The sequence below is a fragment of the Lacrimispora indolis DSM 755 genome (assembly GCF_000526995.1).
Taxonomy (GTDB): Bacteria; Bacillota; Clostridia; order Lachnospirales; family Lachnospiraceae; genus Lacrimispora; species Lacrimispora indolis.
This window is the reverse complement of the sequence record NZ_AZUI01000001.1, coordinates 3,469,907-3,489,001: the sequence shown is the minus strand read 5'-3', so window position 1 is coordinate 3,489,001 and position 19,095 is coordinate 3,469,907. Positions and strand designations below refer to the sequence as shown.

The following is a 19,095-nucleotide window of genomic DNA, read 5'->3' as shown; positions in this document are numbered from 1 at the left end:
AAGGCACATAAAAGGAGGATTTTATTATGAGAAAGACTGGTTCCAGGCTGACCGTATTATTTGAAGAGCCCTTTTGGGTAGGGATCTGTGAGCGTGAATTTGAGGGCAGATATGAAGTCAGCAAAATCACCTTTGGGGCGGAACCCAAGGACTATGAAATCTATGATTTCATACTCAAAAATTATCACAAGCTTCGGTTTAGTCCATCTCTGGAAGCATCTGCAATGACTGAAAGGCGCTTGAATCCCAAGAGAATGCAGAGGGAAATCGACAAACTGCTGCAAAATACCGGGATCGGAACAAAAGCGCAGCAGGCTTTGAAGCTTCAGCAAGAGCAGGTAAAATCGGAACGAAAATCCCGTTCCCGTAAACAGCGGGAAGCTGAGAAGCAGCGCCAGTTTGAACTGCGTCAGGAAAAACGCAAGGAAAAGCACAGAGGGCATTGATCTCTCTGTACTTTTTCTTTCTCCTGCGATCCACACAAAAAAGGCAGACCACTGCCGGGAAATCAGGTCTGCAATAAATAAGGATACATACTTTTTACGATTTATGCAAAAACTTTTTATGCTATCAAAAATTACATGAAAACCTGAGGTTGAAACCATGAAGCTGCACAGAAAAAAGATCATTGCACCTCTTGTGATAACCATACTCCTTGTTATCTATTACATGGGGTTTTTGGCCGCATGCATCTATGTGCTTTTGGAACGAATCAGGGAAATAAGGAGCGGTGAAGAAGATGATCTTAGTAACTACTGATTATATTACTGGAAAAGAACTGGAAATGCTGGGAATGGTAAAGGGCAGCACCATTCAGTCGAAAAATATCGGCAGGGATATTACCCAGGGGCTAAAGTCCCTGGTAGGCGGCGAGCTGAAATCCTATGCTGAAATGATGAACCAGGCCAGAGCGCTTGCGACAAAACGCATGGCAGAAGAAGCCGAGGCATTGCATGCTGACGGAATTGTGGCTGTCCGGTATGCCTCTTCCTCCGTGATGCAGGGCGCCGCGGAAGTAATCGCCTATGGAACCGCCGTAAGGTTTCGGTGAAAAAGAACTTACTTTAATAATTGGTATTGCAAACCATGATCCGTACTGTACCATATCAGCATCCCATGCCCTCTTTTTGGAATGCGCACATTTAAATTCCATTCCGGATATTGCTTGATGATCTGGATGCGGTCGCCTGAAGCCAAGGCCAAAAAGGAAATGTAATGCTCTTTATCCATGAGGTGTTCACTGGAGATATACCAGTCATCTTCTACCACCTGGACGGACAGCTTTTCTCCCTCTTCTGCTTTTTTTAACGTCTGTGCCTCCAGTTTCTTGCCGCAGCATGAGACCTCAGCCTCTCCCGTGCAAAGAGTGATATTCTGGCATGTGGGACAAACGAAATACTTCGTATTTTTCATATTACCTCCTACAAAATCGTTAGGTGTCATATCGCCGGACAATAAACTCATGATATCAATTCCCAGAAGTCCGGAAAGTTCCGGAATAAGAGAAATATCAGGCATGCCCAGGCCCCGTTCCCATTTGGAAACAGTTTTGTCACTAAGATTCATTTTATCCGCAAGCTGCTTTTGCGTCATATGATGTTCCAGGCGCAGGGCGCGGATTATGCTTCCTACTTTGCTGTTTTGCATGTTTTACCTCCATATCCGGAATCTGAAGATAAGACTTCCGATCCTTCTGTTTTCATTTATTTTTATTTTTTCTCCTGCTGCTTTTCCAGCCATAATTCCAGCAGCGTATTTACATCGTCAAAAAATTCACGTTCCGTCTGAGTTTCTTTTTTTTGTATTTCTTCAATTATTTCAAAGGAAAACTTGGAGGCCCCGAATTCCTTCCATGTATCTGCCATGCAGATTTCAGGGCATAAGTCCGTTGACAGGGAGAACAGGAACCTGTTTTTTGCGCCCTGCATATCCGTAGTTGACCGAAACCAGACATCGTCACTGCCGCTGCATTTAATGCAATATACTCCTCCAACTACTTTTCTGTTTTGATACTGCTCTTTCAGAGCTTTTCTTGAAGGCTTATCCATTTTTTCACCATCTTTCTAAAATTCAGGATTTCATCGATTGTTACAGGCTGGATCCGCTGCCGCTTGCTCCACTTTCCCGGCTTCTCCTCCATATAGCATTGTAATTGTTTGTTGTAGGCTTTTCAATCTACGCTCCGTAGAGTTTTCTCCTGAGATCATATCCGTGGCAGGGAAAACGTTGTTTAAGCGGAACCGCCTTCTCCCTGAACTAATATTTTCTCATTACATAATTTGTCAAAATAACGCCCTTACGCTGTACCTGCTGTTCAATAAAGACACGGTATCCCCTGGCTTCAAAAAACGGCCTTGCCGTTATGGAAGCATGTGTTGTGAACGGACCCTTGGGTAATCCTGCTTCCAGCCTGTCACAGAGGGCCGTTGCGATTCCCTGTCCCTGACAGTCCTTATGAACATAAAGGCGGTCAAGATAACCGGTATCATCCATGTCACCGAACCCGACGATCCGGCCATTTTTCACAGCAACAAGGGTATTATGTTCCAAAAATGAACGGTTCCAGGCCGACTTATCCAAATCTTTTGCTGCCCACGCGTTCAGCTGCTCCTTTGTGTAATCCCCGGCACATGTTTCATGGACCGTACCGTAAAACAGTTCTGCTATTTCTTTAATATCCCCAGGATCGTATTCCCTTATTATCATGCTTTCCACCATTTATCCAATTCTTTTTACAAGCTTATGGGTATTTTACCATAATTGATTTCCCTCTGCCACAGGTTCAGCAGATCCGGGCCATCTTCCGCGGTAAAAAGACTATTTAAACGCCCCGGGCAGGAGAAGAGAATCAACTGCGAAAAATATACGGTTAGGAAGATCTATTTCAATGCCCAATCCACATCAGTATGCCGGGTTTGGAGACTCTATCCCTGCCTGCGGTTTATCATATGGCAGAAAGCCCATCCCAGTAATACAAATGGGGTTATTGTATTAAAAAAAGAATTCCCTTGAAAAAATACGGCTAAATGGTGTATGATCTTATTAAGATTTTGGCAAAGGAGTTGGTTCAGTCCGGCGCACTTGATATTACATAATCAGTAATATAAGTGAAACGTGGAAACCTGAATAATCATTAACATCATAAAGACAAAAAAGCCTGTCGTTTCCCTCAGGTCTTGTTTTTATGGCTAAAAATGACTATTCCAGGTTTTCCACACAGTAACTGTTTTTAAGCTGTGGAAAACAAATTCCACAGCTTTTTGCTGTGGAAAATCAGAAAAGAAAGGAAAGAAACAGCAATGCTTCAAGCAATAAGAACATACCTAAAAAAACCTGATCTTTTTGAAAAGAGTCAAACGAAATTTTGGGATGACCCGCACATCTCACAAAGTATGCTAAAAGCGCATTTGGATCCCAGCTTGGAATCTGCGACACGTAAATTGGATTTTGTAAAACAATCAGTCGATTGGATTTCAGACATATTACCCCCATGGCAATATAAAAGGCTTTTAGATTTAGGCTGTGGGCCAGGTATCTATGCTGAATTATTTAATGCAAGAGGCTATCAGGTAACAGGGGTGGATATTTCAAGAAATTCAATTCAATATGCAAAGAATGCTGCAAAAGACAACAGGTCAAATATTCGATACCAAAACATTGATTATATCCAGTCTCCTATTATGGGCGAATATGATCTGGCAACAATGATTTATTGCGATTTTGGGGTTCTGTCAGGCAAAGAACGTGAGATGCTATTGCGTAAAGTCTATCATGCATTGTCACCAAAGGGCTGTTTTTTATTTGATGTCTTTACTCCTTTTGAGTATGAAAACCGCAAAGAGTATAAGATCTGGAACTATGAAGAAAGTGGATTTTGGCGTAAAACTCCATATCTTCTGCTGCAATCACTTTACCGCTATGATGATGACAATACATTCCTTAATCAATATATTGTTGCAGCTGATGGTGAAATCGCCTGTTATAACAATTGGGAGCATACTTTCGAGATTAAGGAATTAGAAACAGCTTTACTGGAAGCGGGCTTCAATGATTTACAGTTTTTTAGAAATGTAACCGGTGCGAAATATGAATATGGCAATAACACCATATGTGCGATAGCAAAAAAGAGTAATATACATTAACTGTGATTGGTATTGACGGCCGGGGAAGTGCCAACCTGGAAGCAATGATTGCCATTGCTGTCATTTTAGCGGTTCCAGCCGTATTAGAGGAAAAATTATTCCGGCAAATAATAACCGGCAGATGCCATAAAACGCCATACCTTTTTTTACAATTTCCGCGTCCGCAAGGATGCAGTGATTTTAGAATCAACGGCCCAAATCATTAATTGCAACTGTCATTAAGGTGAAAACTCCCCTGGAAATTCCAGAAAAGTCCAGGATTACCGTAAATCCGACAGAAAAGTCATCAAACTGCAGGATATGCTGATTATGATTATGCCGTCATTCTTAAACCTGCTGGTTAAGGTGACCGATCACCGCATTCTGAAGAAAACAAAGAGGAATTACCCGCCCCTTCTTATTCTCAGCATTATGGTCCTGACCAATATTTCCAAATACTTAAGCATCCTAATAAATGCATAGATAAAAAAGTCCGTGTTTTCCCTCTGCTGAAAGAAAACACGAACTTTTAAGCAAATCACCAAAGGTATCCCAAAAGACAATCATTGACTTTTGGGATACTCTCATTTCTATGTCTGTAATTAGCTGAAATACTGCATGAATTGCTGTACGATTCCTCGTGTCATGACATCAGCCATTTCCAGAGCTTCTCTTTCAAGATCCCCAAATACTTCGATGGCATCCCCGAAATTCTGTGAAAGTATATAATTTGCTTGCGTCTTTATCATATCCATGTGGTCATCAAGCATATCCTGCCAGTCGTCGGCAGACCAATTAGGATTGATATTTGCAAGGAATGCTGCGATCTGAGCCGCATTTTCGTACCAGCGTCTTTCCGCATCAGAGGCAGCATCCACATTGCCCTGCTTCAGCGCCGTAACAAACTCATTTGCGATAGTAATGTGGGTTCTCATCATCTCCCCGAATCCTGCAGCATTATCCTGCCCATAGAACGTAACCAATACATCCTCGAAATCCATGGGATTTTGCAGAAGACGATTTGTTACAAACTGCACATCCGGAAGATCAAAAGCCACACTCTCAATAACCATTCTCGTCCAGTATACATGCTGTAACCATAAGAGCCGCAGATAGTTATTTAAATTTTGCTCCGCCTCAGTGATACATGTGGAAACAGGTGGTTGCGGCTGCGGCTGGGGTTGGGGCTGGGGCTGCGGTTGGGGCTGCGGCTGGGGCTGCGGTTGGGGCTGGGGCTGCGGTTGGGGCTGCGGCTGGGGCTGCGGTTGGGCTGCGGCTGCGGTTGGGGCTGCGGCTGCGGTTGGGGCTGCGGCTGAGGCTGCGGTTGGGGCTGCGGCTGGGGCTGCGGCTGCGGTTGGGGCTGGGGCTGCGGCTGGGGACTCGGGCATACCAGCGGCGGCCTCTGTCCATATGGAATACAAATTACCTGACCAACAAACAGATTGGTTGGATTAATACCTGGATTTACAGCCATGATTGCCTCAACGGTAGTCTGAAAACGCTGTGCAATAAGCCATAGCGTATCACCAGACTCAATGATATAGGAATGCAATCCTCCAGGGCAGGGATTCTCATTACGGCCACCTCTCCGTTCTCCCTCACTGCGGGGACGGTTACGTGGCCTTTCAGACACATTCCGTCTTGTACCGCGAGGGATACAGATTATCTGGCCTACAAACAGATTATCCGGAGTTACTCCCGGATTCGCCTCCATAATTGCCTCTACTGTAGTAAAATGACGCTGCGAAATAAGCCAAAGTGTGTCTTCGGCTTGAATTGTGTAGGGATATAATCCTTCCGGGCAGCGGCTCGTTCTGTTTCTGCGCCTCCAATTCTCCTCAATAACAGCTTGGGTCTGGGTCTGGGGCTGGGTTTGTGGTTGGGTTTGGGGCTGCGTCAGAGGTTGTGTTTGTGAAGGCATATTGAGATTCTCACTCGCCTGAGGTATACAGATTATTTGGCCAGCAAACAGAAGATTCATGTTTATTCCTGGATTCGCCTCTATAATGTCACTAACATCAATGGAAAGACGTTGTGAAATAAGCGGTAAGGTATCTCCGAATTGAATTGTATAGGACTGCATCCCTCCCGGACAATTATTATTCATACCATTGTTGAGATTTTGATCCCCCTGAGCCGGAATCTGGGTTTGAGGCTGACCCATGGGCTGAGTCTGCGGTTGCGTCAGAGGCTGCGTGGTTGGCTGCGTCTGCGGCTGCGTCGTTGGCTGCGGCTGCGGCTGCGTCGTTGGCTGCGTCTGCGGCTGTGTCATAGGCTGCGTCATGGGCTGCGGCTGCGTCGTTGGCTGCGTCTGCGGCTGTGTCATAGGCTGCGTCATGGGCTGCGGCTGCGTCGTTGGCTGTGTCATAGGCTGTGTCTGCGGCTGCGTCATGGGCTGCGGCTGCGTCGTTGGCTGCGGCTGTGTCATAGGCTGCGGCTGCGGCTGTGTCATGGGCTGTGTCTGCGTCGTTGGCTGCGGCTGCGGCTGTGTCATAGGCTGCGTCGTTGGCTGCGTCTGCGGCTGTGTCATGGGCTGTGTCTGCGGCTGCGTCATGGGCTGCGGCTGCGTCGTTGGCTGCGGCTGTGTCATAGGCTGCGTCTGTGGCTGTTCTTGTGAAGGCATACTGCGGTTTCTGCTTGCTTGAGGTATACAGATCACTTGACCAACAAACAGACGATTCATATTTATACCTGGATTCGCCTCCATGATTTCATCAACAGTAGTGGAATTGCGCTGAGAAATAAGCCATAGGCTATCTCCGGCTTGAATTGTATAGGGCTGCATTCCTCCCGGACAATGATTCAAACCGTTATCGAGATCTTGATCTCCCTGAGCTGGAATCTGAGTCTGAGGTTGCGTCATGGGTTGCGTTTGAGGCTGCGTCTGCGGCTGCGTCATGGGCTGAGGCTGTGTAGTTGGCCGTGTCTGAGGCTGAGCCATTGGCTGAGTTTGGGGCTGAGCCGTTGGCTGAGTTTGGGGTTGAGTCTGAGGCTGAGCCGTTGGCTGCGCCTGAGGCTGGGTCATTGGCTGGGGCCGGGGCTGGGCCTGCGGTTGAGTAGGCATGCTGCGGTTCCTGCTTCCACGGGGAACGCAGATCACCTGCCCAACTAACAGATTATTGGGATTTATTCCCGGATTTGCAGCCATAATTTCCTCCACGGTAGTGCGGTAACGTTGTGAAATAAACCACAATGTATCACCGGCTTGAATCGTGTAGGAGTATAATCCTTCAGGACAAGGAGTCATAAGATTACTGCCTTTCAATTAAGCAATTTTTCATATTTTATGATTTTAAAATCAGAATAGTACTTGTCAGCCCCTAAAAATTATATTTTATATAAAATAATGAAGAATTTTTTCCCAAAGTGTTCCATTGACCAGATTATTAGCTAGGTTTATTTCGACACATTCTGTTAGAAAATTTGAAAAAGATTCAGAATAATAAGGGTTTTTGTAACTATATGGAAAATATTTACAAATAAACATAAAACATGAATTGCTTAATGAAAAAACTTTTGATATTATTTTATTACAAATATCTACGCTTTGAGACCTTACATATTAAAATCACTTAAAGGGGGTCCTGTTATGACAAAAGAGGGAATAGAAAAACTTTTCATGCAGATGCCATTAGGTTATGCCTATTACGAAATTGTCTTTGGGAATACGGAACACTCACAGGAATATGTTCTTGCAGAAGCAAATGACGCCTTCTTTGATCTCTGGGGCCTTGATAAGGAAAATGCACTGAACAAGAACGTATCCCTGCTTCTGAAAGGTAAAACAGAAGCCCCCGCATGGCGTACGTTTTATGAAAGTCTGGGCAGTACAGAAAAAGACAGGCATTTCACCGTAACCATTGGGAAACGCAGCTTTAAGGTCACAGTTTATAATCACTCTCCAAACGGCCTGGTAACAATATTTGATGATACCACGGAAATCCACAGAGAATTGGAATCCCAAAAGGAGAAAAACGAAAAGCTGAGCCAGGATATTGAGATTTTTTTTAACAGCACCCAGGATGGATTATTTTTTCTGGAATATAAAAACGGAGAATTCCGTTATATCCGAAACAATGAGGTCCATCAGAGTCTGACCGGAATGACCACCCCCCTCATGGAAGGGAAAACGCCTATAGAAGCAATGGGCGATGAGGTGGGAAGCGTTTTGCAGGAGGGCTACAAAAAATGCATTGCCTCCGGAAAAAGCTTGATGTACGAGGAAACTGTAGAATTCATGGGAGGCACCCGTGACTGGCTGGTGCGCCTCACTCCTGTAAAAGAAAACGGCGAGGTTTCTTTTATTATCGGATCCCGCCTCGATATCACAGAATTAAAAAAACTGCGGGAAGATAAGGAGCAGCTCCTTGAAAACTTAAATTCCATGTTTACGGAGCACTCTGCAGTCATGCTGATCATTGACATGAAAACCGGGAAAATACTCAATGCAAACCCATCAGCCTGCAGGTTTTACGGCTACACCAGAGAAGAAATTTTAACCATGCGCATACAGGACATCAGTGAATCGTCCAATGATGCCATTAAACTCATGCGCATTCAGGCCCTCAACAATGACAAACCTTATTCACTTTTCCCTCACCGCATAAAAAGCGGGGACGTGAAAATGGTGGACGTATATTCAAGCCCCATTACCTATGAAGGGGAAAGCCAGCTCTTCTCCATCATTTTTGATGTATCAGACCGGGAGAAATTCAGATATGACCTATATTGGGACAATGAACTGCTAAGCGTTACCCTTAACTCCATAGGGGACGGGGTCGTTACCACTGATAATGAAGGCAAAATCACCTACTTAAACCAGGCCGCCCAGGAAATCACCGGCTGGAATAATGAGACAGCATCTGCAAGACCTTTTGAGGAAATCTTTGACTTAAGAAATGAGACTACAGGAGAGGCCATCTCAAACCCGGTCAGTGCAGTGCTGAAGACTGGAAAGATGGTGGGGCTTGCCAATCATACTGTTCTTTTAAACAGACAGGGGGATTTTATCCCCATCACAGACAGCGCCGCTCCCATCAAGGACCAGACAGGCCATGTGTACGGAGTTGTCATGGTCTTCCACGATGTAAGTCATGAAAAAAGGCAGCAGCGAAGGATCATGTATTTAAGCTATCATGATTCATTGACGGAAATTTTCAACCGCAGGTACATGGAAGAAGAAATGATCCGGATCGACAAGGCCTCCATGCTGCCGATTACAGTGATCATGGGCGATGTAAATGGCCTAAAAGTGACCAATGATGTTTTCGGCCACAAAACAGGTGACCTTCTTTTAAGGGAAGTTGCAAAAACATTTCAGCAAACCATACAGAAAAATGGGGTCGCAGCCCGGTGGGGAGGGGACGAATTCCTGGTCCTCCTGCCTAAAACTGACACAGCCCAGGCTCAGAAGTTCATACAAAAACTGGATGAAGAATTCAGGAAAAATGACCGTCTTCCCTTGCAGCTCAGCGTATCTTTAGGATTTGACGTAAAGCACAGCGTTTACGACAACCTTCACCAGGTACTGCAAAAAGCAGAAGAACAAATGTACCACAGAAAGCTTTTAGAAGGAAAAAGCTACCGAAACCGCATCATAAATACCCTTTTGGCCACTCTTCATGAAAAAAGCATGGAAACAGAAGAGCACGCTTTAAGGATCGAAACCTATTGCATTGCCCTTGCAGAAAAAATGAACCTGTCTCCTGAAGAAAAAAATGATCTTGTCCTTTTGTCCATGCTCCATGATATCGGGAAGGTGGGGATCAGCATGGAAATCCTGAAAAAGAACGGTCCCTTAAACGAGGATGAATGGAAAGAGGTCAAACGGCATCCGGAAATCGGTTACCGAATCGCACAGAACACTCCGGAGCTTGTCACTGTGTCCGAGTACATCCTCTCCCATCACGAACGATGGGATGGAACCGGTTATCCCAGAGGGTTAAAGGGTACTGAAATTCCGCTGCTGTGCCGTATTCTGGCAATTGCCGATGCCTATGACGCCATGACAAGCAATCTGGCTTACCGCAAGGCAATGGACAGCCAGGAGGCAATGGAGGAAATCAAGCGCTGCGCAGGCACCCAGTTTGATCCTGAAATAGCCCAATTGTTTCTGAATCTCAATAAACTGCTCATGGATTAACCCCTTTCACACAGGGAATATATACGAGCCGAACCAAATGTCCTCTTTCCTAATAACATGTTATTAGGAAAGGAGGCAATCCTCATGAACACCTGTAATTTTGACGGGCTTACCGGTCGTGTTGTAACGCCAGACGACCCTTATTATCATGAACTAAGACAAGTATATAACAGGGCGGTCCAAAAATTTCCCCTGGCCATTGTCTACTGCCGGGATCAGGATGATGTGATCAATGCGGTCCTGTGGTCCCGGAAGTACCACATCTCCCTGCGGATCCGGAACGGAGGCCATAATTATGAAGGCTACTCCACCGGAAACAACGTACTTGACATTGATTTAAGTGAAATGAACCAGCTTACCATAGATGAAGACGCCCATTTACTTCACGTTCAGGGAGGCGTAACAAACAAGCAGTTATATGAATTCGTCTCATCAAAAGGTTACCCCTTCCCTGGCGGGACCTGTCCATCGGTAGGGGTGAGCGGGTATGCTTTAGGCGGAGGCTTCGGGCTCTCCTGCCGCTACTTTGGACTTGGCTGCGACAGCCTTTTGGAAATCAGTATGGTCAATTACGAAGGCCGTATCATAAACGCCAGTTCACAGGAAAACGCCGATTTATTCTGGGCTTGCCGGGGAGCCGGGGGAGGAAATTTTGGAGTTATTATTTCCATGACCTTCCGCCTTCCCTCAAAAGTAAATAAAGTCACACTCATTGACATAAGATATCTTCACTCAGATCAGGAAAAGCAGTCTATGTTCCTGCTGACCTGGCAGGACTGGCTGAAGGATGCCGACCAAAGAGTCACTTTAGTTTCAAGGATCTACAACGACATTTGTGAAGGCCTTGCAATCATCGCCCGGGGGATCTTTTACGGACCGCCGGAGGCTGCCCTGGGGATCATCGCACCCCTCCTTGAACTGGGCGGCGTAAAGTACAGTTTAAAATACGTGACCTTTCTGGAAGCTGTGACAATTATCGGGGACTTTTATCCTCCCTTTGAAAAATTCAAATCAGCAAGCCGTTTTGCCCTGCGGGACTTTAACAGCTGTGAAAGCTTTAAATTAGCCGGGCTTATTAAAGAACGGGCCGAAGGCTCCGTTTATGCCAGCATTTCCCTTTACGCCCTTGGAGGCAAGGTCGCGGAGGTGGATGCAGATGAAACCGCCTTCTACTACCGCAATGCCAGCTTTATTGTCTGGCTTGATACGGTATTTGAAGAGCACAAATGCAAAAATGCCGCCTGGATAGCTGAGAAATTCAGTTATTTGGAATCGGTTACCAAAGGCTCCTATGTGAATTTCCCCTATGCATGCCTTCCCTGCCATCTTGAAGAATACTACGGCACCCATGTCTGCAGATTAAAAAAGGTGAAAAAGAAATATGATCCGTTCAACATTTTTACCTTCCCTCAGGGGATCGGTGGATTGTATGGCACGGATTTTACAGCTCCAATATGCTGTAAGCTCTCCCGGTAAACCTTTGATACGGCAAGGCATGAATACAAAAGCCCTCTCGTGGGAACAAATTTCACGCGAGAGGGCTTTTATTGTATTTTTACTATATATTACTTTTCCTGATTATGACTGTTCTGGCCTAGAATCTGATACAGCAGCCGGTACAAATCCTTAAACTCCTTTTCATTCACAGGAATACACTGGAACATCCGGTCAGGGATGGTTGCAGCCTGGTCCTTTAGCCGCTCTCCCTTTTCCGTCAGCGTGACGATCACGCTTCTCTCATCCTCCTTTGCACGGCTCCGGCTCAGCAATCCCGCCGCCTCCATCTTTTTTAGCAGAGGCGTCAGGGTACCGCTGTCCAGATACAAAAGCTCTCCCATTTTCTTAACGGTGACCTGCTTTCTCTCCCACATTACCATCATGGCGATATATTGGGTATAAGTCAGCCCGATTTCATCAAGAAATGGCTTATACATTCTGATGATCTCACGGGAGCAGGCATAAAGAGGAAAGCAAAGCTGGTTTTCCAGCTTTAATTTCTCATAGTCCATGGTTTCTCTCCCTTCTCCCATCATTGTTCCCTGTTCGTTTTTTCACAATAAATTCTTTACATTTTCTTCTACAAGCTTCATATCAGCGGTTGGTTCAAAACGCCTGACCACATTTCCCTGACGATCCACAAGGAACTTGGTGAAATTCCATTTAATATCCGGTTCGTTTTTATAATTGGGATTAAGTTCTTCAAATTTCTGCTCCAGACGTGATGTCAGCGCATGTCCCCGATCAAAGCCTTCAAAGCCCTTTTCATTCACCAGGTAACGGTACAGAGGAATGGCGTTCTCCCCATTTACATCGATCTTTGCAAATTGAGGGAAGGTAACTCCAAAGCGTCCGGTACAAAAGGAATGAATTTCTTCATTGTCGCCAGGAGCCTGGTTTCCAAACTGGTTGCAGGGAAAATCAAGGATCTCAAACCCTTTGCCTGCGTATTCATCATACATGGCCTGAAGATCTGTGTACTGGGGAGTAAACCCGCAAACCGTGGCCGTATTAACGATCAGTAACACCTTGCCTGCATAATCGGATAAGCTTCTTTCCGAGCCATCCATTTCCTTAACTGTAAAATCATAAACAGACATCTCATATACCTCCTTATTTACTATTGTATTGTGCAAAATTTAATTTCCTAAAACTAGCTTTATCATAATACCTGATTGACCATTTGTCAAGAGTATTGTAAAATTTAATTGTACAAAATTAAATTAATCTGTGGATGCTCCTGTTCCATATTACAAATGGAACAAATATATATCTTTTTCATGGATCAGCGGTTTTTATGTGACTCAATCACAGACATTTATTCAATTTTTATTTATACTGAATGAAACAACATATGACCATTGGTTATTTAAAAATATAGCAGGAGGTATATTATGAAAAAAATTGTGATTATCGGCGGAGTGGCCGGAGGAGCCAGCTGTGCCGCCAGGCTGCGCAGACTTGATGAAGAAGCAACTATCATCATGCTGGAGCGGGGAGAATATATTTCCTACGCCAACTGCGGCCTCCCCTATCACGTAGGCGACGTGATCAAATCCAGGGATGCATTACTGCTGCAAACGCCGGAAGCCATGAAACAAAAGTATGGCATTGATGTCAGGGTAAAAAACGAAGTTTCCTCCATTGACCGGGAGAATAAAAAAATCACAGTCAGACGGCTGGACACCGGAGAAGTTTATGAAGAAACCTATGATACCTTAGTTATTTCCACCGGTTCCTCACCGGTCCGCCCGCCCATTCCGGGAATTGGATCTTCCCGGATCCAGACTCTATGGACGGTTCCTGACACCGACCGGATCCGGGCTCTTATTAAAGAAAGCAAAATCAAAACAGCGGCTGTCATCGGAGGGGGCTTTATCGGACTTGAAATGGCTGAAAACCTCCGCCATGCAGGACTTTCCGTTTCTCTCATTGAAATGCTTGATCAGGTTATGACACCTGTGGACTACGAGATGGCCCAGCTCCTTCATGAGCACATCCTGCAAAATGGCGTGGACCTTCATTTGGGCGATGGTGTCGCCGGGTTTGAAGATCAGGATGGATCTGTGGCCATCACTTTAAAAAGCGGTAAAACTCTTTCTGCAGAACTTGTCATCCTCTCTATCGGCGTCCGTCCCAACAGTGAACTGGCAAAGGCAGCCGGTCTTTCCGTCAATGAGCGGGGAGGCATTGTAGTTGATGATTATTTAAAAACCTCGGATCCGGATATCTATGCCGTAGGCGATGTGATTCAGGTGGATGATCTTATATTCGGGGAACCTGCAATGATCCCACTTGCAGGTCCTGCCAACAAACAAGGGCGAATAGCAGCCAATAATATTGCAGGGGCGCAGGAAACCTACAAGAAAACCCAGGGAACGTCCGTTGCAAAGGTATTTGATTTAGCTGTGGCTTCTACCGGCGCAAATGAAAAGGCATTGATCAAGAAAGGCCTCCAAAAGGGAAGGGATTATGAAACCATCATCATCACCCAGAATTCCCATGCAGGCTATTATCCGGGAGCAGTGCCCATAACCCTGAAGCTTCTTTTTTCCACTGACGGAAAAAAGATTTTCGGAGCACAGATCGTGGGCCTGGACGGAGTTGACAAACGGATCGATACCCTGGCAGTGGCCATCCGCCTTGGTGCAGGAATCCCTGACTTAAAGAGTCTGGAGCTTGCTTATGCCCCACCCTTCTCCTCCGCAAAGGATCCGGTCAACATGGCAGGATTTGTGGCTGAAAACCTGCTTACAGGAAAGGTTGCATTTACATCCTGGGATGAAGTGGAGCAAAGCCCGGATGCGGTTCTCCTTGATGTAAGAGAGGATGCAGAGCTAATGGCCTTTTCCCTGCCAAATGCAACACACATACCCCTTGGACAGTTAAGAAGCCGTTTAAAGGGCCTTGATCCTTCCAGAAAAACCATTGTCTTCTGCGCCATTGGGGTCCGGGCTTACAATGCCGCCCGCATCCTGATGCACAACGGATTTCGTAATGTTAAGCTTTATCCCGGCGGTGCCAGGTTCTATCAGTCGACCCATTATACGGCCGATGGAATTCAGCCTTCCCAGCAAGCCGTTTATTCAGACAGCGGTCAGATGGAGACTAAAAATATCCCTACTCTGGCCATGCGCCTAGACTGCAGCGGCATGCAGTGCCCTGGTCCCATTATGAAGGTGTTTGAAACCATGAAGGAAATGCCCCATGGATCAGTCATGGAGGTATCCGCCTCTGACCCAGGCTTTTCCCGGGACATCGGCGCATGGTGCAGGCGTACAGGAAATGAGCTGATGGCCTGCGAACACCGGGGTAATGATTACGTCGCTTTAGTAAAGAAAGGCAGCCCGGTCTCCCCTGTAATAAAGGAAACGGCTGAAGGAAAGACACTTATCGTCTTTTCCGGTGATCTTGATAAGGTCCTGGCAAGCTTTATCATTGCCAATGGCGCTGCAGCCATGGGCAGACCTGTTACCATGTTTTTCACCTTCTGGGGACTCACGGCACTAAGAAAGGAAGAAAAACAGCCGGTCCGCAAGTCACTGATGGAATCCATGTTCGGAGCCATGCTTCCCAGGGGCAGCAAAAAATTAAAACTTTCAAAGATGAATATGGGCGGCATGGGAACCGCCATGATGAAAAAAATCATGAATGACAAGCATGTAGATTCCTTGGAAACTCTGATTCAAAAAGCCATGAAGTCCGGAGTAAAGATCGTGGCCTGCACCATGAGCATGGATGTCATGGGCATCCGGCCGGAGGAATTGATCGAAGGCGTGGAGCTTGGAGGCGTAGGCGCTTATCTGGGCGATGCGGAGGAATCTAATGTGAACTTATTTATTTAGCTATTTGGAGAAAGAAACATCTGCATTTTGTTTTCTATTCTGCATTTCTTTATCAAGCAGGAGGAGGTAACCAACTCTTCCTGCTTGATTTTTCTTATTCTCATCGGCAGCCTCTGCCATAGCTGCTGTTTTGCATATGTGAGGTCTTATAATACAGAAAGGCCAGATTTTATTTATGCAATAAAAACCATTTAAAACAAATATCTTGACATATTACTAATTATAACCTATTATTACCTATATAAAATACAATAAGGAATATTAAGGAGTAAATAATATGCAGGAAAAATATTATTCCGTAGACCAGATATCAGAAATGTTAAATATCCATCCTAAAACAATCCAGCGTTACATCAGGGAAGGTAAGCTGCGTGCAGGAAAAATCGGAAAAAGCTGGAGGGTGACCGGACATGACTTAAGCGTTTTTATGGAAAGTACAAAACTATCAATCAGAAAGGAAAACACAGATACCGGGACACAATCCAGCAATGAGATAAAAGTGTCTTCTGTGATGGATATTGATGTGGAAGGAATGGAGGATGCCATCCGCATCATGAATACTGTCACTGCCGCGCTAAATACCAACCTCCCGGAATATGGCCATCCCACCATGCACGCACAGTTTTTGGAATCAGAAAGCAAGGTACGTGTGACCATATGGGGGAATATTCTGTTCGCCCAGGCAATCATTGAATTAATTATGGAATTAACAGAAACTATCAGACAGGATCATCTTTTATAGGAACGTTACAATCAACGGCACAAAAAACGGCTGCATTCTTATCCCTTTGCCCTGACAGTGGAAATCCATATTTTACAGGGCAATGGCATATGTACCGGATATGGCAGCTTTACTTTTTAAGAAAGAAGGAATCAAATGAATATAAAAACTATCAGGAATCAAAATATCGCTGTTGTTGATAAGGGCAATAAGATAGCTGATGTTCAAAGTATCCTTGATATCATGTCTTCGGCCGGATATCAATATAACTGCATTGGGATGATCTTATATAAAGAAAGCCTTGATGAAAGTTTCTTTGATCTTAAGACAGGGATAGCCGGGGAAATCCTGCAGAAATTTTCAAACTACAGCTTCAAGCTTGGGGTCGTAGGGGATTTCTCACAGTATACCAGCAAGAGTTTAAAGGATTTTATTTATGAGTGCAACAAGGGAAATTTAATTTATTTTAAGAACGACTTAGACAGCGCTCTGTCAGCGCTGGTACCGGAATAATCCGTGGAATGCTGAAAGAAGACCTGACAGACACGTCCTCTTCTCATATAAATTCAATCATCAAATAAGGAACGGCGGTTTTGAAATTTCAATCAAAACCGCCGTTCCATACTTTTCCTTAAAGCTCAATCCCTCTAAGCTTAATATAATCCTTGATCAGCTTCGCCGTCTGTTCCAAATCAATGCAGCTGGTATTGATGATCAGATCATAATTGTTCCAATCCTCCCAGCTGCCGCCGGTATAATAGCGGTAGTACTCCTTCCGTTCCCGGTTAATCCTTTTTACGCGCTTTGTGGCTTCCTTCTCATCAACCTTATCCACTTCCATGGTGCGTCTGATAAGGGTTTCCGTATCTGCATAAACAAAAATTTTTACCAGGCCTGGGAACGCTTCTTTCTCACGGCCCAAGATGTAATCTGCGCACCGTCCGGCAATGATGCAGGACTCCTCTGATGCAAGCTCCTTAATGACCTGGGACTGGAACCGGAATAAATTCTCCGGCTTCACGATATCCGCATCCGTAGAGGGTTTTCCAAGCTGAGGTTTTAAACCGCTTACGATCTTGTAAAGCAGATTGCTTCCTGCCTTTTCATCCGCCAGGCGGAAAAATACCTCTCCTACCGCGCTTTGTTCTGATGTTATGGTCAGAATCTCTTCATCATAAAAATGGATTCCCAGCTCTTCTGCAAGGGCTTTTCCCACGATTCGGCCGCCGCTGCCGTATTGCCTTCCTATGGTGATGACCAGATTTTTCTTTTCTTTCATAAATCCCCGCCTCCTTCTGCCACACGTTGTATTCTAACTTTTTGTTACTTCTATTTTACTCCATTGGGGCAGAATTTACAATTATTATTGTTTCATTACCTCGTTGAAACAGATGGCTCCGTAAGGCCTGATGCTCATCCGGTAAGCATTGCCCTCTCCCATAGCTTTCTCAATGTAGGAAACATATTCTTCCACCAGCTCATTGGGCAGCAAGGTCATGATAACACCGGCAAATCCGCCTCCATGTATCCTGCATGCACCTGTCTTCTTTTCTGCCAGGAAAAGCTCCGTAAGGGCCAGGGCAACGGTAATTCCCTGCTCCTGGAAGCTGGTATTGGTAAAGCAGTTTTGAAGCCATTTCCAGGAAGAATTACCGGATTCCGTGATATTTTTCAAAAAATCCTCAAACCGGTTTTCCTTTAAAGCAGCCACCTCTGCCTCCACACGCTTATTCTCTTCAAAGAAATGAAGGGCGCGAAGTACGGAACGGTCACCGGCAAAATCCCTGATTTCCTGTAGGTTGTCAATCACATCCTTTTCCGTGATCTCGGCACAAACCTCTTTTCCAAAGAATTCAGCAACCTTTTTCATTTCCGCCGGGACAGAGGAATAATCTGCACTTAAATCTGCATGACCCTTTCCAGTGTTGACAATGATAAGGCTGTGGTTTTGGGAACCGAAATCAAAATCAATTCTTTCCACAACAGGAGAAGCCGGATCCTTAAAATCAATGGTGATCAGTCCGCCCACAGCACATGCCATCTGGTCCAAAAGACCGGAAGCCTTGTCCCAGTATACGTTTTCAGAGAACCTGCCAATATGGGCATAAGCCACGGTATCCATGGCGCTGTTGTTGAAAAATGTATTTAAAATAGAGCAAAGCAGCATTTCAAAAGAAGCGGAGGAGCTGACGCCTGCCGCGCTGATGACATTGCTGGTAATGCAGGCATTAAAACCGCCGATTTCATATCCGGCTTCCAAAAAGCCTTTTAATAGCCCTTTTACCAGATCAATGGTTCCTGCCTTCTTATCGCTTGGAGCCAAATCATCTAAGTCGATTACAAAACTCTGGTTATAGGTCTCACTGATAATATTTACTTTACTGCTGTTGTTTTTCGCAGCTGCACCCACACAGTCTAAATTAATGCTTCCGGCCAGGACCTTTCCATGGTTATGATCCGTATGGTTTCCGCTGATCTCCGTACGCCCCGGTGCGGAAAACAGCATCACATCATCCTCCGGAAATTTCTTCTGGAAGTTCCTCACAAGGCTCTGATAACGTTCAATGTTCTCCCTGACCGCATCTTCTCCATATAAAGCGGTCATAAGCTTTTCTGACTCTTTAGACTCAAGCATCTGAATTGTATCGCTTACTTTCATGTTGTTTGCTCTCCTTTTCCGATTTACCGCCCACACTCTCCGGGCAGGGCCTACCCAGTTTATCAGGTATACCAAAAAGGTATTCCCCCATTGATTGACAAAGTATTGTC

At 45.3% G+C, this 19,095-nt stretch carries 20 protein-coding genes; 12 read left to right on the top strand and 8 right to left on the bottom strand.

Going from position 1 to position 19,095, the window contains the following annotated elements:
* The first annotated feature begins 26 nt into the window (after window positions 1-26).
* The 3 genes from K401_RS0116750 to K401_RS0116740 all read left to right on the top strand — a co-directional run bounded on the left by K401_RS0116750 (window position 27) and on the right by K401_RS0116740 (window position 1,051).
* Window positions 27-446, top strand: coding sequence for a YjdF family protein (locus tag K401_RS0116750; RefSeq protein WP_024294027.1), 420 nt, complete (start codon window positions 27-29; stop codon window positions 444-446).
* 157 nt (window positions 447-603) lie between these two features.
* Window positions 604-759: a hypothetical protein gene (locus K401_RS33230; protein ID WP_166435279.1), complete on the top strand. Its 156-nt coding sequence runs from the start codon at window positions 604-606 to the stop codon at window positions 757-759.
* Window positions 740-1,051, top strand: a complete 312-nt coding sequence (locus K401_RS0116740; RefSeq protein WP_024294026.1) for a YbjQ family protein — start codon at window positions 740-742, stop codon at window positions 1,049-1,051. The genes K401_RS33230 and K401_RS0116740 overlap by 20 nt, the downstream gene beginning before the upstream one ends.
* 8 nt (window positions 1,052-1,059) lie before the next feature.
* Here K401_RS0116740 and K401_RS0116735 read toward each other — a convergent pair whose 3' ends face one another.
* From K401_RS0116735 to K401_RS0116725, 3 genes are all read right to left on the bottom strand, one after another.
* Complete coding sequence (locus K401_RS0116735; RefSeq protein WP_024294025.1) at window positions 1,060-1,647, bottom strand: helix-turn-helix domain-containing protein; 588 nt, start codon at window positions 1,645-1,647, stop codon at window positions 1,060-1,062.
* A gap of 62 nt (window positions 1,648-1,709) precedes the next feature.
* Complete coding sequence (locus tag K401_RS0116730) at window positions 1,710-2,048, bottom strand: GIY-YIG nuclease family protein (protein ID WP_024294024.1); 339 nt, start codon at window positions 2,046-2,048, stop codon at window positions 1,710-1,712.
* A 208-nt stretch (window positions 2,049-2,256) separates the two neighbouring features.
* The gene (locus K401_RS0116725; RefSeq protein ID WP_024294023.1) at window positions 2,257-2,706 is read right to left on the bottom strand and encodes a GNAT family N-acetyltransferase; all 450 of its coding nucleotides are present in this window, start codon (window positions 2,704-2,706) and stop codon (window positions 2,257-2,259) included.
* Window positions 2,707-3,299: 593 nt separating this feature from the next.
* Between K401_RS0116725 and K401_RS0116720 the strand changes: the two genes are divergently transcribed.
* Together K401_RS0116720 and K401_RS32945 are read left to right on the top strand one after the other, a co-directional pair.
* A complete protein-coding gene (locus K401_RS0116720; RefSeq protein WP_027352413.1) occupies window positions 3,300-4,142 on the top strand; it encodes a class I SAM-dependent methyltransferase in 843 nt (280 codons plus the stop codon).
* Between the two features lie 309 nt (window positions 4,143-4,451).
* Window positions 4,452-4,604, top strand: coding sequence for a hypothetical protein (locus tag K401_RS32945; RefSeq protein ID WP_156882224.1), 153 nt, complete (start codon window positions 4,452-4,454; stop codon window positions 4,602-4,604).
* 119 nt (window positions 4,605-4,723) lie between these two features.
* Here the strand turns inward: K401_RS32945 and K401_RS32940 are convergent, their stop codons facing one another.
* Window positions 4,724-5,194 (bottom strand): hypothetical protein, encoded by a 471-nt coding sequence (locus K401_RS32940; RefSeq protein WP_029701122.1) that lies wholly within the window; start codon window positions 5,192-5,194, stop codon window positions 4,724-4,726.
* Window positions 5,195-5,270: 76 nt separating this feature from the next.
* Between K401_RS32940 and K401_RS33625 the strand changes: the two genes are divergently transcribed.
* The 4 genes from K401_RS33625 to K401_RS0116685 all read left to right on the top strand — a co-directional run bounded on the left by K401_RS33625 (window position 5,271) and on the right by K401_RS0116685 (window position 11,739).
* Window positions 5,271-5,576 (top strand): hypothetical protein, encoded by a 306-nt coding sequence (locus tag K401_RS33625; RefSeq protein WP_166435246.1) that lies wholly within the window; start codon window positions 5,271-5,273, stop codon window positions 5,574-5,576.
* A 740-nt stretch (window positions 5,577-6,316) separates the two neighbouring features.
* The gene (locus K401_RS33615; RefSeq protein ID WP_024294021.1) at window positions 6,317-6,766 is read left to right on the top strand and encodes a hypothetical protein; all 450 of its coding nucleotides are present in this window, start codon (window positions 6,317-6,319) and stop codon (window positions 6,764-6,766) included.
* A gap of 944 nt (window positions 6,767-7,710) precedes the next feature.
* Window positions 7,711-10,263: a PAS domain S-box protein gene (locus K401_RS0116690; protein ID WP_024294020.1), complete on the top strand. Its 2,553-nt coding sequence runs from the start codon at window positions 7,711-7,713 to the stop codon at window positions 10,261-10,263.
* An 84-nt stretch (window positions 10,264-10,347) separates the two neighbouring features.
* Window positions 10,348-11,739 carry an FAD-binding oxidoreductase gene (locus tag K401_RS0116685; RefSeq protein ID WP_024294019.1) on the top strand — a complete coding sequence of 464 codons (1,392 nt, stop codon included), beginning with the start codon at window positions 10,348-10,350 and terminating at the stop codon, window positions 11,737-11,739.
* An 89-nt stretch (window positions 11,740-11,828) separates the two neighbouring features.
* Here K401_RS0116685 and K401_RS0116680 read toward each other — a convergent pair whose 3' ends face one another.
* Together K401_RS0116680 and K401_RS0116675 are read right to left on the bottom strand one after the other, a co-directional pair.
* Complete coding sequence (locus K401_RS0116680; protein ID WP_024294018.1) at window positions 11,829-12,272, bottom strand: MarR family winged helix-turn-helix transcriptional regulator; 444 nt, start codon at window positions 12,270-12,272, stop codon at window positions 11,829-11,831.
* Between the two features lie 42 nt (window positions 12,273-12,314).
* Entirely contained in the window at window positions 12,315-12,860 is a 546-nt protein-coding gene (locus tag K401_RS0116675; RefSeq protein WP_024294017.1) for a glutathione peroxidase, read from the bottom strand.
* 294 nt (window positions 12,861-13,154) lie between these two features.
* Between K401_RS0116675 and K401_RS0116670 the strand changes: the two genes are divergently transcribed.
* From K401_RS0116670 to K401_RS0116655, 3 genes are all read left to right on the top strand, one after another.
* Window positions 13,155-15,605, top strand: coding sequence for an FAD-dependent oxidoreductase (locus K401_RS0116670; RefSeq protein ID WP_024294016.1), 2,451 nt, complete (start codon window positions 13,155-13,157; stop codon window positions 15,603-15,605).
* Between the two features lie 277 nt (window positions 15,606-15,882).
* Window positions 15,883-16,347: a helix-turn-helix domain-containing protein gene (locus tag K401_RS0116660; protein ID WP_024294015.1), complete on the top strand. Its 465-nt coding sequence runs from the start codon at window positions 15,883-15,885 to the stop codon at window positions 16,345-16,347.
* Between the two features lie 135 nt (window positions 16,348-16,482).
* Window positions 16,483-16,839, top strand: coding sequence for a DUF4180 domain-containing protein (locus K401_RS0116655; protein ID WP_024294014.1), 357 nt, complete (start codon window positions 16,483-16,485; stop codon window positions 16,837-16,839).
* Window positions 16,840-16,957: 118 nt separating this feature from the next.
* Here the strand turns inward: K401_RS0116655 and K401_RS0116650 are convergent, their stop codons facing one another.
* Both K401_RS0116650 and K401_RS0116645 read right to left on the bottom strand, forming a co-directional pair.
* Window positions 16,958-17,605: a cytidylate kinase-like family protein gene (locus tag K401_RS0116650; RefSeq protein WP_024294013.1), complete on the bottom strand. Its 648-nt coding sequence runs from the start codon at window positions 17,603-17,605 to the stop codon at window positions 16,958-16,960.
* A gap of 84 nt (window positions 17,606-17,689) precedes the next feature.
* On the bottom strand, window positions 17,690-18,985 hold the full coding sequence (locus K401_RS0116645; RefSeq protein ID WP_024294012.1) for a galactokinase: 1,296 nt from the start codon (window positions 18,983-18,985) through the stop codon (window positions 17,690-17,692).
* Window positions 18,986-19,095: the final 110 nt, after the last annotated feature.